The organism is Thioclava atlantica (genome assembly GCF_000737065.1).
In the GTDB taxonomy this organism is placed as follows: domain Bacteria; phylum Pseudomonadota; class Alphaproteobacteria; order Rhodobacterales; family Rhodobacteraceae; genus Thioclava; species Thioclava atlantica.
On the sequence record NZ_AQRC01000001.1, the window covers coordinates 21,572 to 37,067 of the forward strand.

Below are 15,496 nucleotides of genomic sequence, written 5' to 3' on the forward strand. Positions count from 1 at the left end.
TTATTCGATTGAATGATCTAATATTCCGAGGCAGTCCATGTCAATTAGCCCGAAGATGGCCCTTCTCGAAGAATATGCCCTTGTCGCGCGAGCCTTGTCGGCCCCCGCACGCCTTATGCTTCTTGAGCAGCTCGCCCAGAGCGAACGCAGGGTAGAGGCGCTTGCGGAAAAAACCGGGCTCACTGTTGCGAACTGTTCGCAGCATTTGCAGCAATTGCGACGCGTTGGCCTTGTCACCAGTCGGCGCGACGGAAAGGCGATAATCTACAGGCTGACCGACGCGAGGACGCTGACGTTGTTGGGAATTTTGGGCGATGTGGCCGAAAGGAACCTCGCACAGGTTGGGGAGATCCTGCGCGGGCTATCGAACGGCGAAGACGCGCCGGAACCGATCAACCGCGACGAGCTTGCCGCTCGACTGACTGAAGGGTCGGTGACCGTCCTCGACGTGCGCCCCGCCGACGAGTTCGCCGATGCCCATATCCCGGGCGCACTCAACATGGCCGTGACGGAGCTGGACAAGTTCCTGACGGATCTCGACCGGAACACCGAGATTGTGGCCTATTGTCGTGGTCCATACTGTATCTACGCCCACCAAGCCGTGGCGTTCTTGCGCAAGAATGGCTTCAACGCCCGGCGTCTTGACGGCGGTCTGCCTGAATGGCGCGAAGATGGTCGAGCCATTCGGTCGACCTCCTGATTTACAAAGGCCTTATTCGATGCCGCAAAGTGTTGACCTCACTATGTCAGCTCTCTGGGTGCGAGGCCTTTGAAATGTCATGACAGCTCGCCCAGACTTCGCATGGTATCTCATGATGGAAGTGGATGATCGAAGGCCTCGGGGTTTCTTAGCATCGCCCGCGTGGTGTCAACCGTAGGAGCAGATCATCGCGATACATAAGAATCCCCTGACCCTGCGCGCCGACGTCGCGGATGAAGCCGGGGTTGCACGCTTTCTCAAGATGATTGCGCAGAAGCTCGGCGGGCTCAATGCTCTGGTCAGCAGCGTCAACATTGCGGGGCCCACCGGTGCGGTCGATGAAATCTCGCCCGAGGATTGGCGCCGCTGCCTGGATTTCGGCCTGACGGGGCAATTCCAATGCTCGCGTCAGGTTGTGGTGCCAATGCTGCGCGCGGGAGGGTGCGCGCGCGTCTACTGCGCCCGAGTTGCTCTGTAGAGGTGCCGCTGGCACGCGAGAATTACGCGGGTGAGATGAGGAGGCATTATGGTCGAAGACGGCGTCTATCCCGATGGCGGTGGAGGTCTGCGGGCGTGTCGATGTCAATAGCTTCTTCGGCCGAGAGTGGGATCAACGACTTGCGTGGCAGTGCGCGTATTAGCTCTCGGGCGCCTTGGTCTCGGCCCCGATCGGGCGCACGTTTCAAGTCGTCCGCAGTCAGAAGTGCTGGGGGCATCGGGATACCGTTGGATGCGCAGGCGTAGCTGCCCCCGTCGCGATTTACCAAGGCGCGGAGAGTGTCTGTTGACACAAATGGCATGTCTCCGAGCACAAACAGTGCGCGTTCTGCCTGAAGCCACGTTGCGCAGTCACGTGCCGTGTGCCAAGTATGGGATAACGGCAGGTTCGGTCCAACCTTGTGCACCTGGAACGACGGGGGAAGGGCGGTGGCCACTCTCTCGGAAGAGACAATCGCAATTAACGTGTCGCATCCCGACGCCTCGAGTGCGCGTGCGGCTGTCAGCACCAGAGGCGCGCCGTTCCAATTCGCAAGAAGCTTGTCTTGAGCGCCGAAACGACGCGATGTGCCGGCGGAGAGGAGAATGCCGAGCGTGCGCATGGCGACCGCGACCGGCTCAGTCGAGCGGCGAGAAGGCCGCAGGCTGAAGGAAGATGCTTTCCTGATGCACGAGATAGGACAGGATCTTGGGCACGAAGTTTTGCCATTCCAGGTCCGCGCCCAGCTTTGCCCGCTGCGCGCTGCGGTGGCCGTAATCTTCGTAGGCCCAGATGAAAGTGACGGCGTTCAGCACGCCGCTGTCACTGACCCAGCATCCGGCAAGCTTCGCATACCGGGTGATAATGTGTAGGCCCTCTGCCTCATAGAGCTTTAGGAACTCGGGCGCTTTCCCGGGCGTGATGCGGTAGGTTCTTTGTTCGTAGATCATATTGGGCTCCGGCATGAATGGCGGTAAATCGCGTGCGCTGGCGCATCGTGACGAACCGAAGCTACGATCAAAGCTTGGGTTTTCGCAATCTATAAGTCGTCAACTGAGGAAAAGTCGCTTTGCCGTTGCTGGGAATGGCGTAATGTATGGGGCTAAAGTCGTTGCGTCCGGTGCCAGAATGAACAAAAAGGGACGTCCGGGGGAAAACGTGCGGGCCAAGCTGAAAATGTCTGAAGGTTCGTCCAAAACGAACGCTACAGGAGGCAAGCCCGGTTCGCCGCAGGGGGCTGTGCGGATGCCGTTCAATGAGCGCCGCGCTCAGATTTTGGACGTTGCCTCCGAATTCTTTGCCGAGAATGGGCTTGCGGGGCAGACGCGTCAGTTGGCGGAGAAATGCGGCATCTCCCAACGCCTCCTTTATCGCTTTTTTCCGACCAAAGAAGACCTGCTCAAAGAGGTCTATGACCAAGAGATTCTTGGCGCCTTCAAGGCTGTCTGGTTCGTTGAGCTGCAGGATCGAACGCGGCCTGTGTCCGAACGCCTCGACGCATTTTACCGCGACTATCTTCGCTCGACGTTAACCCGCAAGTGGTTGCGTCTGTTCCTGTACGCTTCGCTTGCCGAGGCGAAAATGGCGCCTGACTACATCTCCGCGATCGTCATGCAGCTGCTGGAGACCGTGATGCGCGAGGTGGCGCATGAGCGGGGCGTGGATTTGCCAGAAGACCCCGCATTGCTCCGTGAGATGGCATGGACGTTGCATGGCGCGATCTCTCACTATGCGATTCGGCGTCATATCTATCAGAGCAGCCTGTCGCTCTCCGAGGATCAGGTGGTTTCGATGCATGTTCGCGTGTTCCTCGCGGGCTTCGAGGACATGGTCAAGATGTGCGTAGGCCGCTAAACGCTGAAATCAGCTACATTTTCTTCCGAATTCATCTGTGGTGATCGCCGCAGATGCTGAAAATATTGGCGCCTTCCGCTGCGGAAAGGAAAGCGTTAACTTTTCACTGGTCGTCAGTTGACGAATAAATATATCGCCAATAGCGTAAATCCACATAACAAGATCAACAGGGACGGCTTGCCGCAGATTGGGCTTTGTTCGGGCTTGGGCTGAGGCGGCCACGCAAAAGGAATCGAATGATGCTCAAGGATAAGACGCGCCGTCTCGGGCGCCGGGATTTCCTCCGCTACTCGGCGGCGGGCGCGGGGGCGTTGATGGCGCCGGGTCTGGTTCGTCCGGCAAAAGCCGCAACTGCCGCCCTGACGATGCATACGTGGTCGGCCGCGGTTGACACCGTGCAGAGCCACCTCAGCGCCTTCACCAAGGAAACCGGGATTCCCGTCAATTACGGCAATTCGCCCTGGGCCCAATATCGCGAGGGTATGGTCGCGAAATTCGTCGGTGACGCGCCGCTCGACGTGATGTGGGTTTCGGATGCCTGGCTACCCGAATGGGCCGAGGCCGGCTGGATCGCCCCGGTCGATGAGTTCGACAACCTGATGCAATACAACGTCGAGGCCGAGGACTTTTGCACCGACTCCATGACCTATGGCGGTCGTCAATACGGCCTGACCTACTACACCGACTACATGGCCTTCTTCTATGACGAGGCGAAGCTCAAGGAAGCTGGCTTCGACGCGCCGCCGTCTAGCTGGGATGAGCTGGTCGAGCAGTCCCTCGTTATGAAGGAGAAGGGCATCGCAGACTATCCGATGATGCTGGCGATGGCGCAGGAAAGCTGGCTGATCGAGTTCATCTCAACCCTCGTCTATTCGCATGGCGGGCGTCTTGTCGATGACAATGGCGTCGCCGTGATGCAGGATCCGAAAGAAGGGGCTGTCGAGGCGCTGAGCTGGGTCGTCGATGCGGTCAACAAACACGAGATTGTCTCACCCGCCTGTGTCGAGACCGGCGAGCTGGCTGGCCTGAAAGCCTTCGCGGCGGGCAACCATGCCTTCGCGATGGTAGCGAAATATCGCCTTAGAATGCTCAACGACCCCGAGCAGTCGCAAATCGCCGGTCACGTGAAGCAGGCGATGATGCCGCAAGGCGCCAATGGTTCTCACGCGACGGTCGGTTGGATGCGTTTCCACGGCATGTCGGCGCAGGCCGCGCAAGACAAGGCGCGCGCTGAAAATGCGGCGAAGCTGATCGAATGGTTCGGTGGCAAGGCGGACGGTGCTTACACGTTCCAGAAGCTCCTGTTCCTCGATATCGGCGCTGGTTTTGGCGTAAAGCCTCTGTTCGAGGATCCTGAGATCCGCGCGGCCTACGACTCCTATGGCGATGTCGACATGATCCAGGCTCAGCAGGCGCTTGCCCGCAAAAAGGACACGGTTACCCCGTGGTTTGGCGAATGGAACGACACCAATGGTTCGGCCTGGCAATCGGCGATCCTCGGTAATGTGGATGCCGCCGGAGCGGTCGCGAAATCTGCCGATCTCTGGAACCAGCTGAAGGACAGCTACTGACCAGACGCGGCGGGCCTTTTTGAAAGGCCCGCCGACGATCGGGCTGGGCAACGGGAGAGCATGACGTGGCGAATGCAGTGATGCGGGCGACACGCCCGAGATGGCGGGTGGGATACGAGGAGCGCAGCGCGATGCTGTTTCTTGCTCCGGTTATGGCCGTGCTAGGCGCGGTCGCGGTCTTCCCGATCGCCTATTCGCTATATATCAGTTTCTTCAGCATGAAGCTGACGCGTCCGAACCGGACCCCCTTCGTAGGCCTAAAGAATTACACCGATCTTTTAGCCGACGAGGCTTTCTGGGGGGCGGTCTGGCGCACAGTGAGTTTCTCGCTCGTTTCGGTCACCGCGATTGCCCTTATCGCCCTGCTTGTCTCGCTACTACTTAACCAGGAATTTCGTGGTCGCCGTATCCTCTCCACGATCCTGCTGGTGCCGTGGGCGATCCCCTATGTCGCGAATGCGCTGATGTGGAAATGGATCTATGATTCCAGCTATGGCGCGCTGAACGGCCTGCTCTACCAGCTCGATTTCATCGACAAGTACATGGTTTGGCTGGGGGATCAGGACAAGACGCTTTTCCTGATCGCGAATGCGTTCGTCTGGAAGGAAGTGCCGCTGGCGACGATCCTTCTGCTGGTCTCGCTCAAGTCGATTCCGTCCGATATCTATTCGGCGGCCCGCGTCGACGGCGCGACCGTCTGGCAGCGCTTCGTTCATGTCACCCTGCCCGCGATGAAGCCCGGTTTCTTGCTGGTGATGATCTACGAGACGATGATGGCGATCCGCCATTTCGATCTGTTCTTCATCCTAACCGAGGGCGGGCCCGGCAGCGCCTCGCACGTACTCTCGTGGCACATCTATGTCGAGACCTTCCGTAACCTTTCCTTCGGGAGCGGCGCTGCGATGTCCTACGTCCTCGCAATCGCGACTTTCGCACTCTCCTACCTCTTCATTCGAACGCTGGGGCGCAGGATCTGACATGAGCGATATGCCTATCACCCCGCCTGTCGACAGGATCGACTACCGCCGCCGCCAGAAAATCGGGCGCATCGTCCAACGCCTGGTGATCTTGATCTCCGCGATCCTCCTTACGGCCTACGTGCTTGCCCCTGTGTCCTGGCTTGTCTCCTCGGCCTTCCAGACCGAGACGGAGATCGTCTCGATCCCTCCGCACTGGATTCCCGAACATCCCACCTTGCGCAATTTCGAGGCGATCTTCACTGCCGGAAACGACGAGCCCGTTACCTATGAGACGCGCTCGGGCACGGATCCGGCTGCAGGCGACTTCATCCCCTCCACCGCAGAGAACCTTCTGCCTTCGATGGCCAACAGTCTGATCGTCGCGACCTTGGTGGTGATCCTGAACCTGCTCGTCGGGGTGCCGGCTGCTTATGCTATCGCGAAGATACGGTTCTGGGGGCGCAACGCTTCAGTCTACTTTATCCTGATCACGCGGGTGATCCCCGATATCGCGCTGGTCGTGCCGTTCTTTCTGGTGATCCGGAAACTCGGCATGCTCGATACGCTTGGATCGCTGGTGATCACCTATCTTGCTATCACGGTGCCCTTCACGGTCTTCATCCTCATCCAGTATTTCGAGGGGCTCCCGGACGAGTTGGACAAGGCCGCGCGGGTCGATGGCTGTTCGCGGTTCCAGGCACTGATCAAGGTGTTCCTGCCGCTTTCGATGCCCTCGCTCGTCGCCGTGGTTCTCTTTACCTTCCTCACCAGTTGGAACGAATTTCTGCTCGCGCTGATGTTCACGCAGACCTCCGCGTCGCAAACGCTGCCGATCCTGCTGGCCTCGTTCACCTCCGATTTCACGGTGAGCTTCTCCTTCCTCAACGCTGCGGGCGTGCTGGCGGTGGTCCCGCCGGTCATCGTGGCCATCGTCTTCGAACGCTACATCGTTTCCGGTCTAACCGCCGGGGCGGTCAAAGGTTAGAAAAGGACTAAGTCTTGGCCCGGATCCGTTTCACCAACGTCAACAAGAAATACGCCAACGGCTTCCATGCCGTGCGCGATCTCAACCTCGATATCGAGGATCGCGAATTCATCGTCTTGCTCGGTCCTTCGGGTTGCGGCAAATCCACAACCCTCAACATGATTGCAGGGCTTGAGGAGGTCTCGGATGGTGAGCTCATCTTCGACGAGCAGGTTGTGAACTATGTACCCCCGCACAAGCGCGACGTCGCGATGGTGTTCCAGAGCTATGCACTCTATCCGCACAAGACCGTCTACGACAATATCGGCTTCGGACTGAAGATGCGGAACGCGTCGAAGGAAGTAATCGACGAGCGCGTTCGTGATGCTGCACAAAAACTCGAGATTTCCCACCTGCTCGACCGCCGTCCGTCGCAGCTTTCGGGCGGCCAGCGTCAGCGCGTGGCACTCGGACGCGCGATGGTCCGTGACCCGTCGGTCTTCCTGATGGATGAGCCGCTCTCGAATCTCGATGCGGCGCTGAGGATCTCCATGCGTGCGGAGATTAAGGAACTTCATCGCACGATGGAGACGACCTTCGTCTATGTGACTCACGATCAGGCCGAGGCGCTCACGCTCGCGGATCGTATCGTGGTGATGAATGATGGGGTTGTGCAGCAGATCGGCACGCCTGACGACATTTACGAACGCCCGTCGAACACGTTCGTGGCGTCGTTCCTCGGCAGCCCTCCGATCAACTACTTCGACGGGGCCCTCGAGGCCGGGCCGGATGGAGAGATGGCATTCATCCGCGACGGGTTACGCCTTCTGCTGCCGGCGGATTACGCGGCACGCCTGAAAGAGAAGATGGGCCGCGTGGTGCGGCTGGGCATTCGGGCTGAGGATGTCGTGGAAGGCACCGCCGAACCGGGGATCAATGCGCTTAGCGGCACCGTGACCTCGGTGCTTCCAGTTGGCTCTGATCAATATCTGGGAATGGATTTCGGGGGGGAGGAGCTGTTTTTCCGTGTCGGCAAGGATCTGCGCCATGCTTTCGGCGAGAAGATCACCCTCGCGGTAGACCTCAGCCGCCTGCATATCTTCGATCGCGAATCGGGGCAGTCCCTGATCTGGAACGCGGCGTGAGACTATGAAACCGGCTCCCTTCACTTACCACCGGCCTGCGAGCCTCGCTGAGGCGTTGACGCTCTTGCTCAGGCACGGGCCGGCAGCGAAGCCGCTCGCCGGAGGGCAAAGCCTTGGGCCGATGCTGAACATGCGTCTAGCACGCCCGGCTCATCTTGTCGATCTCAACGACTTGATCGAGCTGGATAGCCTGCGAGTGACGGAGGACACTCTGGAGGTTGGCGCGCTGACGCGCCATCACCGCCTTGCCAATGCGCCGGAAGTGCAGCGTAGCCTGCCGCTTCTGGGTGCTGCTGCCGCCTCAATTGGGCATTACACGATCCGACAGCGCGGAACGATCGGCGGAAGCCTCGCCCATGCGGACCCGGCCGCCCAATTGCCACTGATTGCGGTCACGCTTGGCGCAACGCTGGTGATTTCGGGACCGGACGGCTCCCGCGAGATTGCCGCAGCTGACTTCCTGCAATCGATCATGACGGTCGACCTGCGCGATGGCGAACTCATTACCGCGGTGCGTTTTCCGCTTCCCGTTGGCGACCTGTGGGCCTACGAGGCCTTCTCGCGTCGTCACGGCGATTTCGCTCTGGTCAGCGTCGCGCTCAGTTTTTCTCGCGATGCGGAAGGGAAAATTGTTGCACTTCGGCTCGGGCTTGGGGGTGTCGATACCGTCCCGTTGCGCTTGCCCGAGATCGAGGCGCGCGGCCAGGGCAGGCTTGCCGACGAGAATACCATTCGCGACCTCGCAATCGCGACCGCCACGGCGATTGCGCCCGAGGACAGCGAGCAGGTGCCCGCCGTCTATCGACGAGAGCTTGCCGAAACGCTCGTCGTTCGCGCGTTCAAGGCCGCTGTGAACCGGGAGGAGGGTGCATGAGCGCTCCGACACAAGACCCCCTGACACTTTCACTGAGCGTGAACGGTGAAACCCACGAAGTTCGGGTGCCCGCGCGCAAACTGCTGTCGGATGTGCTGCGCGATGACATTGGTCTGACAGGCACCCATGTCGGCTGCGAGCATGGCGTCTGCGGTGCTTGCACGATTCTGATCGACGGGCGTCCGGCCCGTGCCTGTTTGACCTTCGCGGTCCAGATGGAGGGGCACGAAGTTACGACGATCGAGGCCGTGGGGCGGCCCGATACCCTCTCGGCGCTTCAGCAGGCGCTGCACGAGGAACATGGGCTGCAATGTGGTTTCTGCACGCCTGGTATCGTGGTGACCTTCGAGCATTACCTTCGCGAGAACACGAACCCGACCGCTGAAGACGTGCGCGACGTGTTGTCTGGCAACCTTTGCCGCTGCACGGGTTATCAGAATATCGTGGTGGCAGTGCTTAAGGCTGCAGCGCGTATGCGTGGGGAGCTGGCATGAGTGACGGCTTCACCGAGATCGGCCGCGCCCTGCCACGCAAGGAAGATCGGCGCCTTGTCACGGGCCGCGGGCGTTACCTCGACGATCTTGCCTCTCCCGGCGCGCTGCACGTGAGCTTCGTGCGCTCGCCCCACGCCCACGCGCGCATTCTCGAAATCGACAGCGCCGAAGCTGCTGAAATGCCGGGCGTCGTCGGCGTTTTCACCGGGCGTGATCTCGATCATATGACGACGCGCTTGCGTCTCGCACCGCCGATCGAGGGGCTGCAGCCAACCGAACTTACGACGCTGCCGATCAACAAAGTCCGTTTCCACGGAGACCCGGTTGCCTGCGTGGTCGCGACAGATCGCTACCTCGCGGAGGATGCGGCGGAGTGCGTCACCGTCGAATATGAACAGCTCCGAGCGGTGACCTCGATCGCGGAGGCCTTCGCCCCGGACGCGGCGCTGGTCGATGACAGCCTGTCTAGCAATCTGGTATCGCATCAGACACTGAGCGTCGGCGATCCTGCGGCGCGCCGGGCCGAAGCACATCGCGTGGTCGAGGCCCGTTTTGCACTCCATCGCCATACACATGTCCCGCTGGAGACACGCGGTTGCCTCGCCGATTGGGATGACGGGCGCGCGCATCTGAACATGCATATCGGCAATCAGGTCCCGCACCCTTTGCGCAGTCAGCTCGCCTCGCGACTGGGGCTGTCGGAAAGTCAGGTCACGGTGATGAGCCCCGATGTGGGCGGCGCGTTCGGTCAGAAGATCGCGCTTTACCGCGAGGAACTCACGGTCGCGGCCCTCTCACGCCACCTTTGCCGGCCGGTTCGTTGGCGCGAGGATCGGATGGAAAACCTGATGTCCGCCGCCCATGCGCGGGAATACGAGTGCCGCACCCGCACCTCGGTCAGCGAAACCGGACGTATCCTCGGTCTCGAGCTTGAGATTGATGAGGATTTCGGCGGCTACTGCTTCTACCCGGCCAATTACATGGCACGGGTCATCGCGCTTATCATGACCGGACCTTACCGGATTCAGGATTATGCCTATGAGGTCCGCGTTGCACTGACGAACAAGTGCGGTGCTGGTCCGATGCGCGCGCCGATGGCGATCACGAGCTGGGTGATGGAGGGCACGATCGACGCCATTGCCCGCGACCTCGAACTTGACCCCGTAGAGGTGCGTCGTGTCAATGCACTCGGACCCGAGGACTTGCCTTATAAAATGCCCACGGGCGAAATCCTCGAGGATGTCACACCTCGGGAAACGCTTGAGATGGCCGTGGCTGCAATCGATGTCGCGGCTTTCCGCGAGCGGCAAACGCAGGCGCGCTCGGAAGGCCGGTATCTAGGGCTCGGGCTGTGCACGGTGATAGAAAGCACGACCTACGGGTCGGAATTCTACAAGTCCGCAGGCATTCCCGGATCGGGGCATGAATCAGCCTGGGTGCGGATCGAGCCGAGCGGGGTGGTCAACGCCTCTGTCGGGCTGATGGGCACGGGGCAGGGCTACGAGAGCCCGCTTTCGCAGGCCGTTGCCGAGGGGCTTGGCGTGCGCTCGGAAGATGTCACGGTTCATATGGGCAATACTGATATTGCGCCCTATGGCATGGGCAGTCGCGGTGGACGCGGCGCGACCGCAGGAGGTGGAACGCTCTATCTCTGTGCGCTCAAGGCGCGTGAGCGGGTGCTCGCGATCGCGGCTTCGATGCTCGATCTCAACGATGCTGGCGGGCTGCGCATGCGCGCAGGCCAGATCGAACGCATGATTGGTGACGACTGGCAGAAGGTGGGCCTTGCACTGACGGATGTCGCGCGGCGCGCCTATCTCGACCCGCTGGTGCTGCCCGAGGGGATCCCGCCCGGGCTCGACTTCTCGCAGAGCTACGACCCGCCTGCGATGACCTATTCCAATTCGACCCATGCCTGCGAGGTTGAGGTCGATTTGCAGACTGGCGCAATTTCGATCGACCGCTACCTCGTCGCGGAGGATTCGGGCACCATTCTCAACCCGATCGTCGTGAGTGGCCAACAGCAAGGCGCAATTGCGATGGGGCTGAGCGGCGCGCTGCTCGAACAGGTTGTCTATGACAGCTCCGGGCAGAACCTCTCTGCGACACTCGCCGATTACCTTGTGGCCTCCCCGAACGAACTGCCAGAGTTCGAAATCCTGCATCACCATACGCCGAACCGGCGTACTCCGGCGGGGATCAAGGGTATGGCCGAAGGAGGCGTGATGGGCGCGATCGGTGTGATCGCCAATGCGGTAAGCGATGCGCTCGCGCCGCGCGGCGTGACCATCAAGCGTCTGCCGCTGACCCCCCAATCCATTCGCGCGCTCCTGCGGGAGGCTGCGCCCAGTTCAATGAAAAGGACCCAGTCGTGACAGAAAAGAAACTCAGCGTCGGCTTCATCGGACTCGGTATCATGGGGCAGCACATGGCGGGACATATTCTTGCCGCGGGGCATCCACTCAATATCTACAACCGCACCCGCGCCAAGGGCGACGCCCTTGTCGCGAGGGGCGCGAAGTGGTGCGACGGCCCCGGCGCGGTGGCTGAGGCCAGCGACATAACGATCACCATCGTGGGTTACCCCGCCGATGTCGAGCAGATCTACCTTTCAGAGGGTGGGCTCATTGCCAAGGCGCGCCCTGGCTCTGTGCTCATCGACATGACCACCTCCAGCCCGGCCCTGGCCGCGAAGATTGCGCAGGTGGCGCTTGCGCGCGGTGTCTCCGCGCTCGACGCCCCGGTGTCCGGCGGCGATATTGGCGCGAAAGCGGGAAAGCTAGCGATCATGCTGGGTGGCGATCCGGAGAGTTTCGAGCGGGTTCTGCCCGTGCTGGAGTTGATGGGCGGGAATATCGCGCTGATGGGCAAGGCAGGCGCTGGTCAGCACACGAAGATGGCCAACCAGATTGCCATTGCTTCGACCATGCTCGCGGTCGCCGAAAGCATAAGCTACGCGGATGCCGCCGGTCTGGAGCCGATGCAGGTTCTTAAAGTCATAGGAACCGGGGCCGCGTCGAGTTTCCTGCTCAACGGGCTTGGGCCGAAGATGGTGGACGAGGATTTCGCACCCGGCTTCTTCATCCATCATTTCGTCAAAGACATGACAATCGCACTGAACGAAGCCGAAAGACTGGGCCTCGATCTGCCGGGCCTCGCGCTGGCGCGCAGCCTCTATCTCAAGCTGGTGGATGAGGGCTTCGGCGAAGAGGGTACGCAGGCGCTCTACCGCGCCTATAACGCGATCCATGCGGAGGCCAGGTGATGCGGTTCGAAGGCGATCACCTGATCCCGGCCGATCCCGAAACGGTCTGGCGCGGGCTCAACGACCCCGAGGTTCTGCGCCGCGCGATCCCGGGCTGCGAGGCGATGGAGCAGACCGGTGAGGCCGAATATACTGCCACGGTCGTGGCGCGGGTCGGCCCAGTCTCGGCCAGCTTTCGCGGCAAAGTCGAACTGAGCCATCAGGTGCCGCCCGTGTCCTATCGGATCAGCGGACGCGGGCAGGGCGGGCCTGCGGGATTTGCCAAAGGGGGTGCCGAAATCAAGCTTGCGCCTGAAGGCGAGGGCACACGATTGTCCTATGTCGCCGATGTCGAGGTGGGTGGCAAACTGGCCGCGGTCGGCGGTCGATTGATCCAAGGTGTGGCCCGCAAGAATGCCGAGGATTTCTTCAATTCCTTCTCGCGGGTCGTGACCGGCGAGGTGGAGGAGGCGACGCCGCAAAGCAAAGCCGCCGCCCCGACGGGTGCGGTGGCAATCGCGGCGGCGAGGCATCTTCCACTGATCGACCGCGTGGCCTGGCTTCTGGTCGGTCTTGGCCTCGGTCTTGGGATCAGCTGGCTGTTTGGTTGAAAGGACGCGCGATGAATATCCTTCCGGCGATCAGGGCGATGGAAGATCAGTTGGTCGAGTGGCGACACGCGCTGCATCGCCGCCCCGAACTGGCCTTTGAGGAACACGGGACCGCCGCCTTCATCGCACAGCAACTGCGTGACGTTGGACTTGAGGTCCATGAGGGGCTCGCCGGCACCGGGGTGATCGGAGTCCTGCGGAATGGCGAGGGGCCGCGCGTCGGTCTGCGCGCCGATATCGACGCGTTGCCGATCTCCGAACTGACCGGAGCCGACTATGCCTCCGAAATTACCGGCAAGATGCATGCCTGTGGTCATGACGGTCATACCACGATGCTGCTCGGGGCGGCGCAGGCGATGGCGGCGGATCCGCCGGGGCCGGGCACGGTGGTATTCATCTTCCAACCCGCCGAGGAAAACGAAGGCGGCGCGCGGGTGATGATCGAGGATGGGCTGCTCGAACAGTTTCCGCTCGACAGCACTTATGCGCTGCATAACTGGCCGGGGCTGGAGGCAGGCAAGATCGCGATGCGTGCAGGACCCGTGATGGCGGCGTTCGACACGTTCGAACTGAAGGTGACGGGCAAGGGATCGCATGGCGCCATGCCGCATGAGGGGATCGACCCGATCACGCTGACCGCGCAGTTGCAGATGGCCTGGCAGACGATTGTCAGCCGCGCGGTGGATCCAACCGATGCGACGGTGATTTCGGTGACGCAGATCCACGCGGGCCACACGCTCAATGTGATTCCCGACGAAGTGACACTGCGCGGCACCGTGCGCACCCTACGCCCCGCGACGCGCGATTTCGTTCAGGCCGAGATGACGCACCGCGCCGAAATGATCGCTGAGGCCTTTCACGCCAAGGCCGAATTGATCTATCAGCGTCGCTACCCAGCCACGATCAACGATCCCGAAGCGGCCGAAACGGCACGCCGTGCAGCCGAAGCCATCGTAGGCCGCGATGCGGTGCAGACCGACTACACGCCCAGCATGGCGAGCGAGGATTTCGCTTTCCTGCTGGAGAAGGTGCCCGGCGCTTATGGTTGGATTGGCAATGGATCGGCGGAAGGCGGGCGGAACCTGCACAGCCCACATTACGATTTCAACGATGCGATCCTGCCGTTGGGCGTGCAATTCTTCGTCGAGGTAGCGCACCGCGCTCTGGCCGGGTCGAACGATTAAGGAGCCAGACGTGACCCATCCCGCCGCGCAAGACCCCTGGTTCGAGCTGGCGCGATCCGAAGTGCCCGGCGCGATTGCGGTGATCTCTGGCATTGAAGGCCCAGCCTATCGCAATGTCGGCACGGCGATGGCTATCTTGCCGGACGGTCGGCGCTTTGGGGCGCTCAGCTCAGGCTGTATCGAAGAAGATGTGGTCGATCATGCACTCGCGGCGCTGGCCGACGGGCAGGTGCGCAAGCTGCGCTATGGAGCCGGCTCGCCCTTTTTCGATCTGAAACTGCCCTGCGGCGGCGCGCTTGAGATTATGGTGATCCCGACGCCGGACCGCGCTTTGTTGATCGAGCTTGAGGTCCGGCGCGCGCGCCGCGAGGAGACGACTTTGGGGGTGAGCGCAGCGGGTGCCTTGCGTTTCATGCAACAGGACGAGGTTCCTGACGAGATGGCTGAGCTGCATATCGCCTTTCCTCCTGAGCCTCGCTTCGTGATCTTTGGGGCTGGTGCCGAGGCGGTCTTCTTCGCTGATCTGGTGCGGGCTACCGGCGCGCCGCATCTTCTTCTCACGCCCGAAGACGCCACTTTCGCCAATGCTGAAGGTGCCGGTTGCACGGTGCGCAAGTTAGACCGAAGCGCGATCCCTGCAGACGTTGTCATCGACGCGCGCTCTGCCGTGATCCTGCTTTTCCACGATCACGATTGGGAGCTGGAAATTCTCGAGGTGGCGCTCGCAACCCCTGCGTTCTATATCGGAGCGCAGGGAAGTATGCTCACGCAAAACCGGCGGCGGCAAGGCTTGCAGGCCCGTGGTGTCGAGGAGGCGATGTGCGCGCGGGTTCGCGGACCGATCGGGGTGATCCAATCCGCGCGTGATCCACGGCTGCTGGCCGTTTCAGTGCTGGCAGAGGTGCTTGCAGAAGTGCAGCGCGGCGTGTCGGCGCCTTCGCGACTGGCGCAGCGATCTGGCCGCTGATCAACAGCATGAACCCAAGCGCCGACGTCACCGCGCTCTCCGTGGTTCAGGTGGATCTTACGGGCATCGAGCTCGGCTCGCGCATCACGCTCAAGTGGCACGGAAAACCGATCTTCATCGACCACCGGACGAAGAAGCGGATCGAAGAGGCGCGGCGCGATGACCACAATCCCGATCTGGCAGACCCGGCGACGGACGCACAGCGCGCGCAGCGGCCCGAGTGGCTGGTGCAGATCGGCATCGCACCCATCTCGGCTGCATCCCGCTGGGGCAGAAGCCGACCGATCCGAGGGGCAAGTGGGACGGCTGGTTCTGCCCCTGCCACGGATCGCAATACGACACCGCGGGGCGGATCCGGGCCGGTCCCGCACCGCGCAACCTCGACCTGCCGCCCTACACATACGAGTCCGATACGCTCTTGCGCATCGGCTGATCCGCAGCTGCCCGATCC

At 61.5% G+C, this 15,496-nt stretch carries 16 protein-coding genes and 1 pseudogene; 15 read left to right on the top strand and 2 right to left on the bottom strand.

Annotated elements, in window-relative coordinates; translation table 11 throughout:
• Positions 1–55 precede the first annotated feature (55 nt).
• Both DW2_RS00125 and DW2_RS20360 read left to right on the top strand, forming a co-directional pair.
• Complete coding sequence (locus DW2_RS00125; RefSeq protein ID WP_238321214.1) at positions 56–700, top strand: ArsR/SmtB family transcription factor; 645 nt, start codon at positions 56–58, stop codon at positions 698–700.
• 214 nt (positions 701–914) lie between these two features.
• Positions 915–1,178: an SDR family oxidoreductase gene (locus tag DW2_RS20360; protein ID WP_420340825.1), complete on the top strand. Its 264-nt coding sequence runs from the start codon at positions 915–917 to the stop codon at positions 1,176–1,178.
• A 46-nt stretch (positions 1,179–1,224) separates the two neighbouring features.
• Here the strand turns inward: DW2_RS20360 and DW2_RS20365 are convergent, their stop codons facing one another.
• Together DW2_RS20365 and DW2_RS00135 are read right to left on the bottom strand one after the other, a co-directional pair.
• Positions 1,225–1,800: an NTP transferase domain-containing protein gene (locus DW2_RS20365; protein ID WP_081874778.1), complete on the bottom strand. Its 576-nt coding sequence runs from the start codon at positions 1,798–1,800 to the stop codon at positions 1,225–1,227.
• Between the two features lie 16 nt (positions 1,801–1,816).
• A complete protein-coding gene (locus DW2_RS00135) occupies positions 1,817–2,128 on the bottom strand; it encodes an NIPSNAP family protein (protein WP_038142381.1) in 312 nt (103 codons plus the stop codon).
• Between the two features lie 178 nt (positions 2,129–2,306).
• On the opposite strand from DW2_RS00135, the gene DW2_RS00140 reads away from it, so the two are divergent.
• The 13 genes and pseudogenes from DW2_RS00140 to petA form a co-directional block, all read left to right on the top strand.
• On the top strand, positions 2,307–3,032 hold the full coding sequence (locus DW2_RS00140; protein ID WP_202900067.1) for a TetR/AcrR family transcriptional regulator: 726 nt from the start codon (positions 2,307–2,309) through the stop codon (positions 3,030–3,032).
• Positions 3,033–3,346: 314 nt separating this feature from the next.
• Positions 3,347–4,603 (top strand): extracellular solute-binding protein, encoded by a 1,257-nt coding sequence (locus tag DW2_RS00145; RefSeq protein ID WP_202900068.1) that lies wholly within the window; start codon positions 3,347–3,349, stop codon positions 4,601–4,603.
• Positions 4,604–4,734: 131 nt separating this feature from the next.
• On the top strand, positions 4,735–5,580 hold the full coding sequence (locus tag DW2_RS00150) for a carbohydrate ABC transporter permease (protein ID WP_202900069.1): 846 nt from the start codon (positions 4,735–4,737) through the stop codon (positions 5,578–5,580).
• Position 5,581: 1 nt separating this feature from the next.
• Complete coding sequence (locus DW2_RS00155) at positions 5,582–6,547, top strand: carbohydrate ABC transporter permease (RefSeq protein WP_202900070.1); 966 nt, start codon at positions 5,582–5,584, stop codon at positions 6,545–6,547.
• 14 nt (positions 6,548–6,561) lie between these two features.
• Positions 6,562–7,671: an ABC transporter ATP-binding protein gene (locus DW2_RS00160; protein WP_038142384.1), complete on the top strand. Its 1,110-nt coding sequence runs from the start codon at positions 6,562–6,564 to the stop codon at positions 7,669–7,671.
• A gap of 4 nt (positions 7,672–7,675) precedes the next feature.
• Entirely contained in the window at positions 7,676–8,545 is an 870-nt protein-coding gene (locus DW2_RS00165) for an FAD binding domain-containing protein (RefSeq protein WP_038142385.1), read from the top strand.
• Positions 8,542–9,039, top strand: coding sequence for a (2Fe-2S)-binding protein (locus tag DW2_RS00170; protein ID WP_038142387.1), 498 nt, complete (start codon positions 8,542–8,544; stop codon positions 9,037–9,039). Before DW2_RS00165 ends, DW2_RS00170 begins: the two co-directional genes overlap by 4 nt.
• Complete coding sequence (locus DW2_RS00175; RefSeq protein WP_038142388.1) at positions 9,036–11,414, top strand: xanthine dehydrogenase family protein molybdopterin-binding subunit; 2,379 nt, start codon at positions 9,036–9,038, stop codon at positions 11,412–11,414. The genes DW2_RS00170 and DW2_RS00175 overlap by 4 nt, the downstream gene beginning before the upstream one ends.
• On the top strand, positions 11,411–12,304 hold the full coding sequence (locus tag DW2_RS00180) for an NAD(P)-dependent oxidoreductase (RefSeq protein WP_038142390.1): 894 nt from the start codon (positions 11,411–11,413) through the stop codon (positions 12,302–12,304). Before DW2_RS00175 ends, DW2_RS00180 begins: the two co-directional genes overlap by 4 nt.
• Complete coding sequence (locus DW2_RS00185) at positions 12,304–12,894, top strand: SRPBCC family protein (RefSeq protein ID WP_081874779.1); 591 nt, start codon at positions 12,304–12,306, stop codon at positions 12,892–12,894. The genes DW2_RS00180 and DW2_RS00185 overlap by 1 nt, the downstream gene beginning before the upstream one ends.
• Before the next feature lie 11 nt (positions 12,895–12,905).
• Positions 12,906–14,078 carry a M20 aminoacylase family protein gene (locus tag DW2_RS00190; RefSeq protein ID WP_038142392.1) on the top strand — a complete coding sequence of 391 codons (1,173 nt, stop codon included), beginning with the start codon at positions 12,906–12,908 and terminating at the stop codon, positions 14,076–14,078.
• Positions 14,079–14,088: 10 nt separating this feature from the next.
• Positions 14,089–15,045, top strand: coding sequence for an XdhC family protein (locus DW2_RS00195; protein ID WP_051855074.1), 957 nt, complete (start codon positions 14,089–14,091; stop codon positions 15,043–15,045).
• A pseudogene (gene petA / locus DW2_RS20370) lies at positions 14,994–15,478 on the top strand (ubiquinol-cytochrome c reductase iron-sulfur subunit); the annotation flags it as partial. The gene DW2_RS00195 and the pseudogene petA, both read left to right, overlap by 52 nt.
• Positions 15,479–15,496 lie beyond the last annotated feature (18 nt).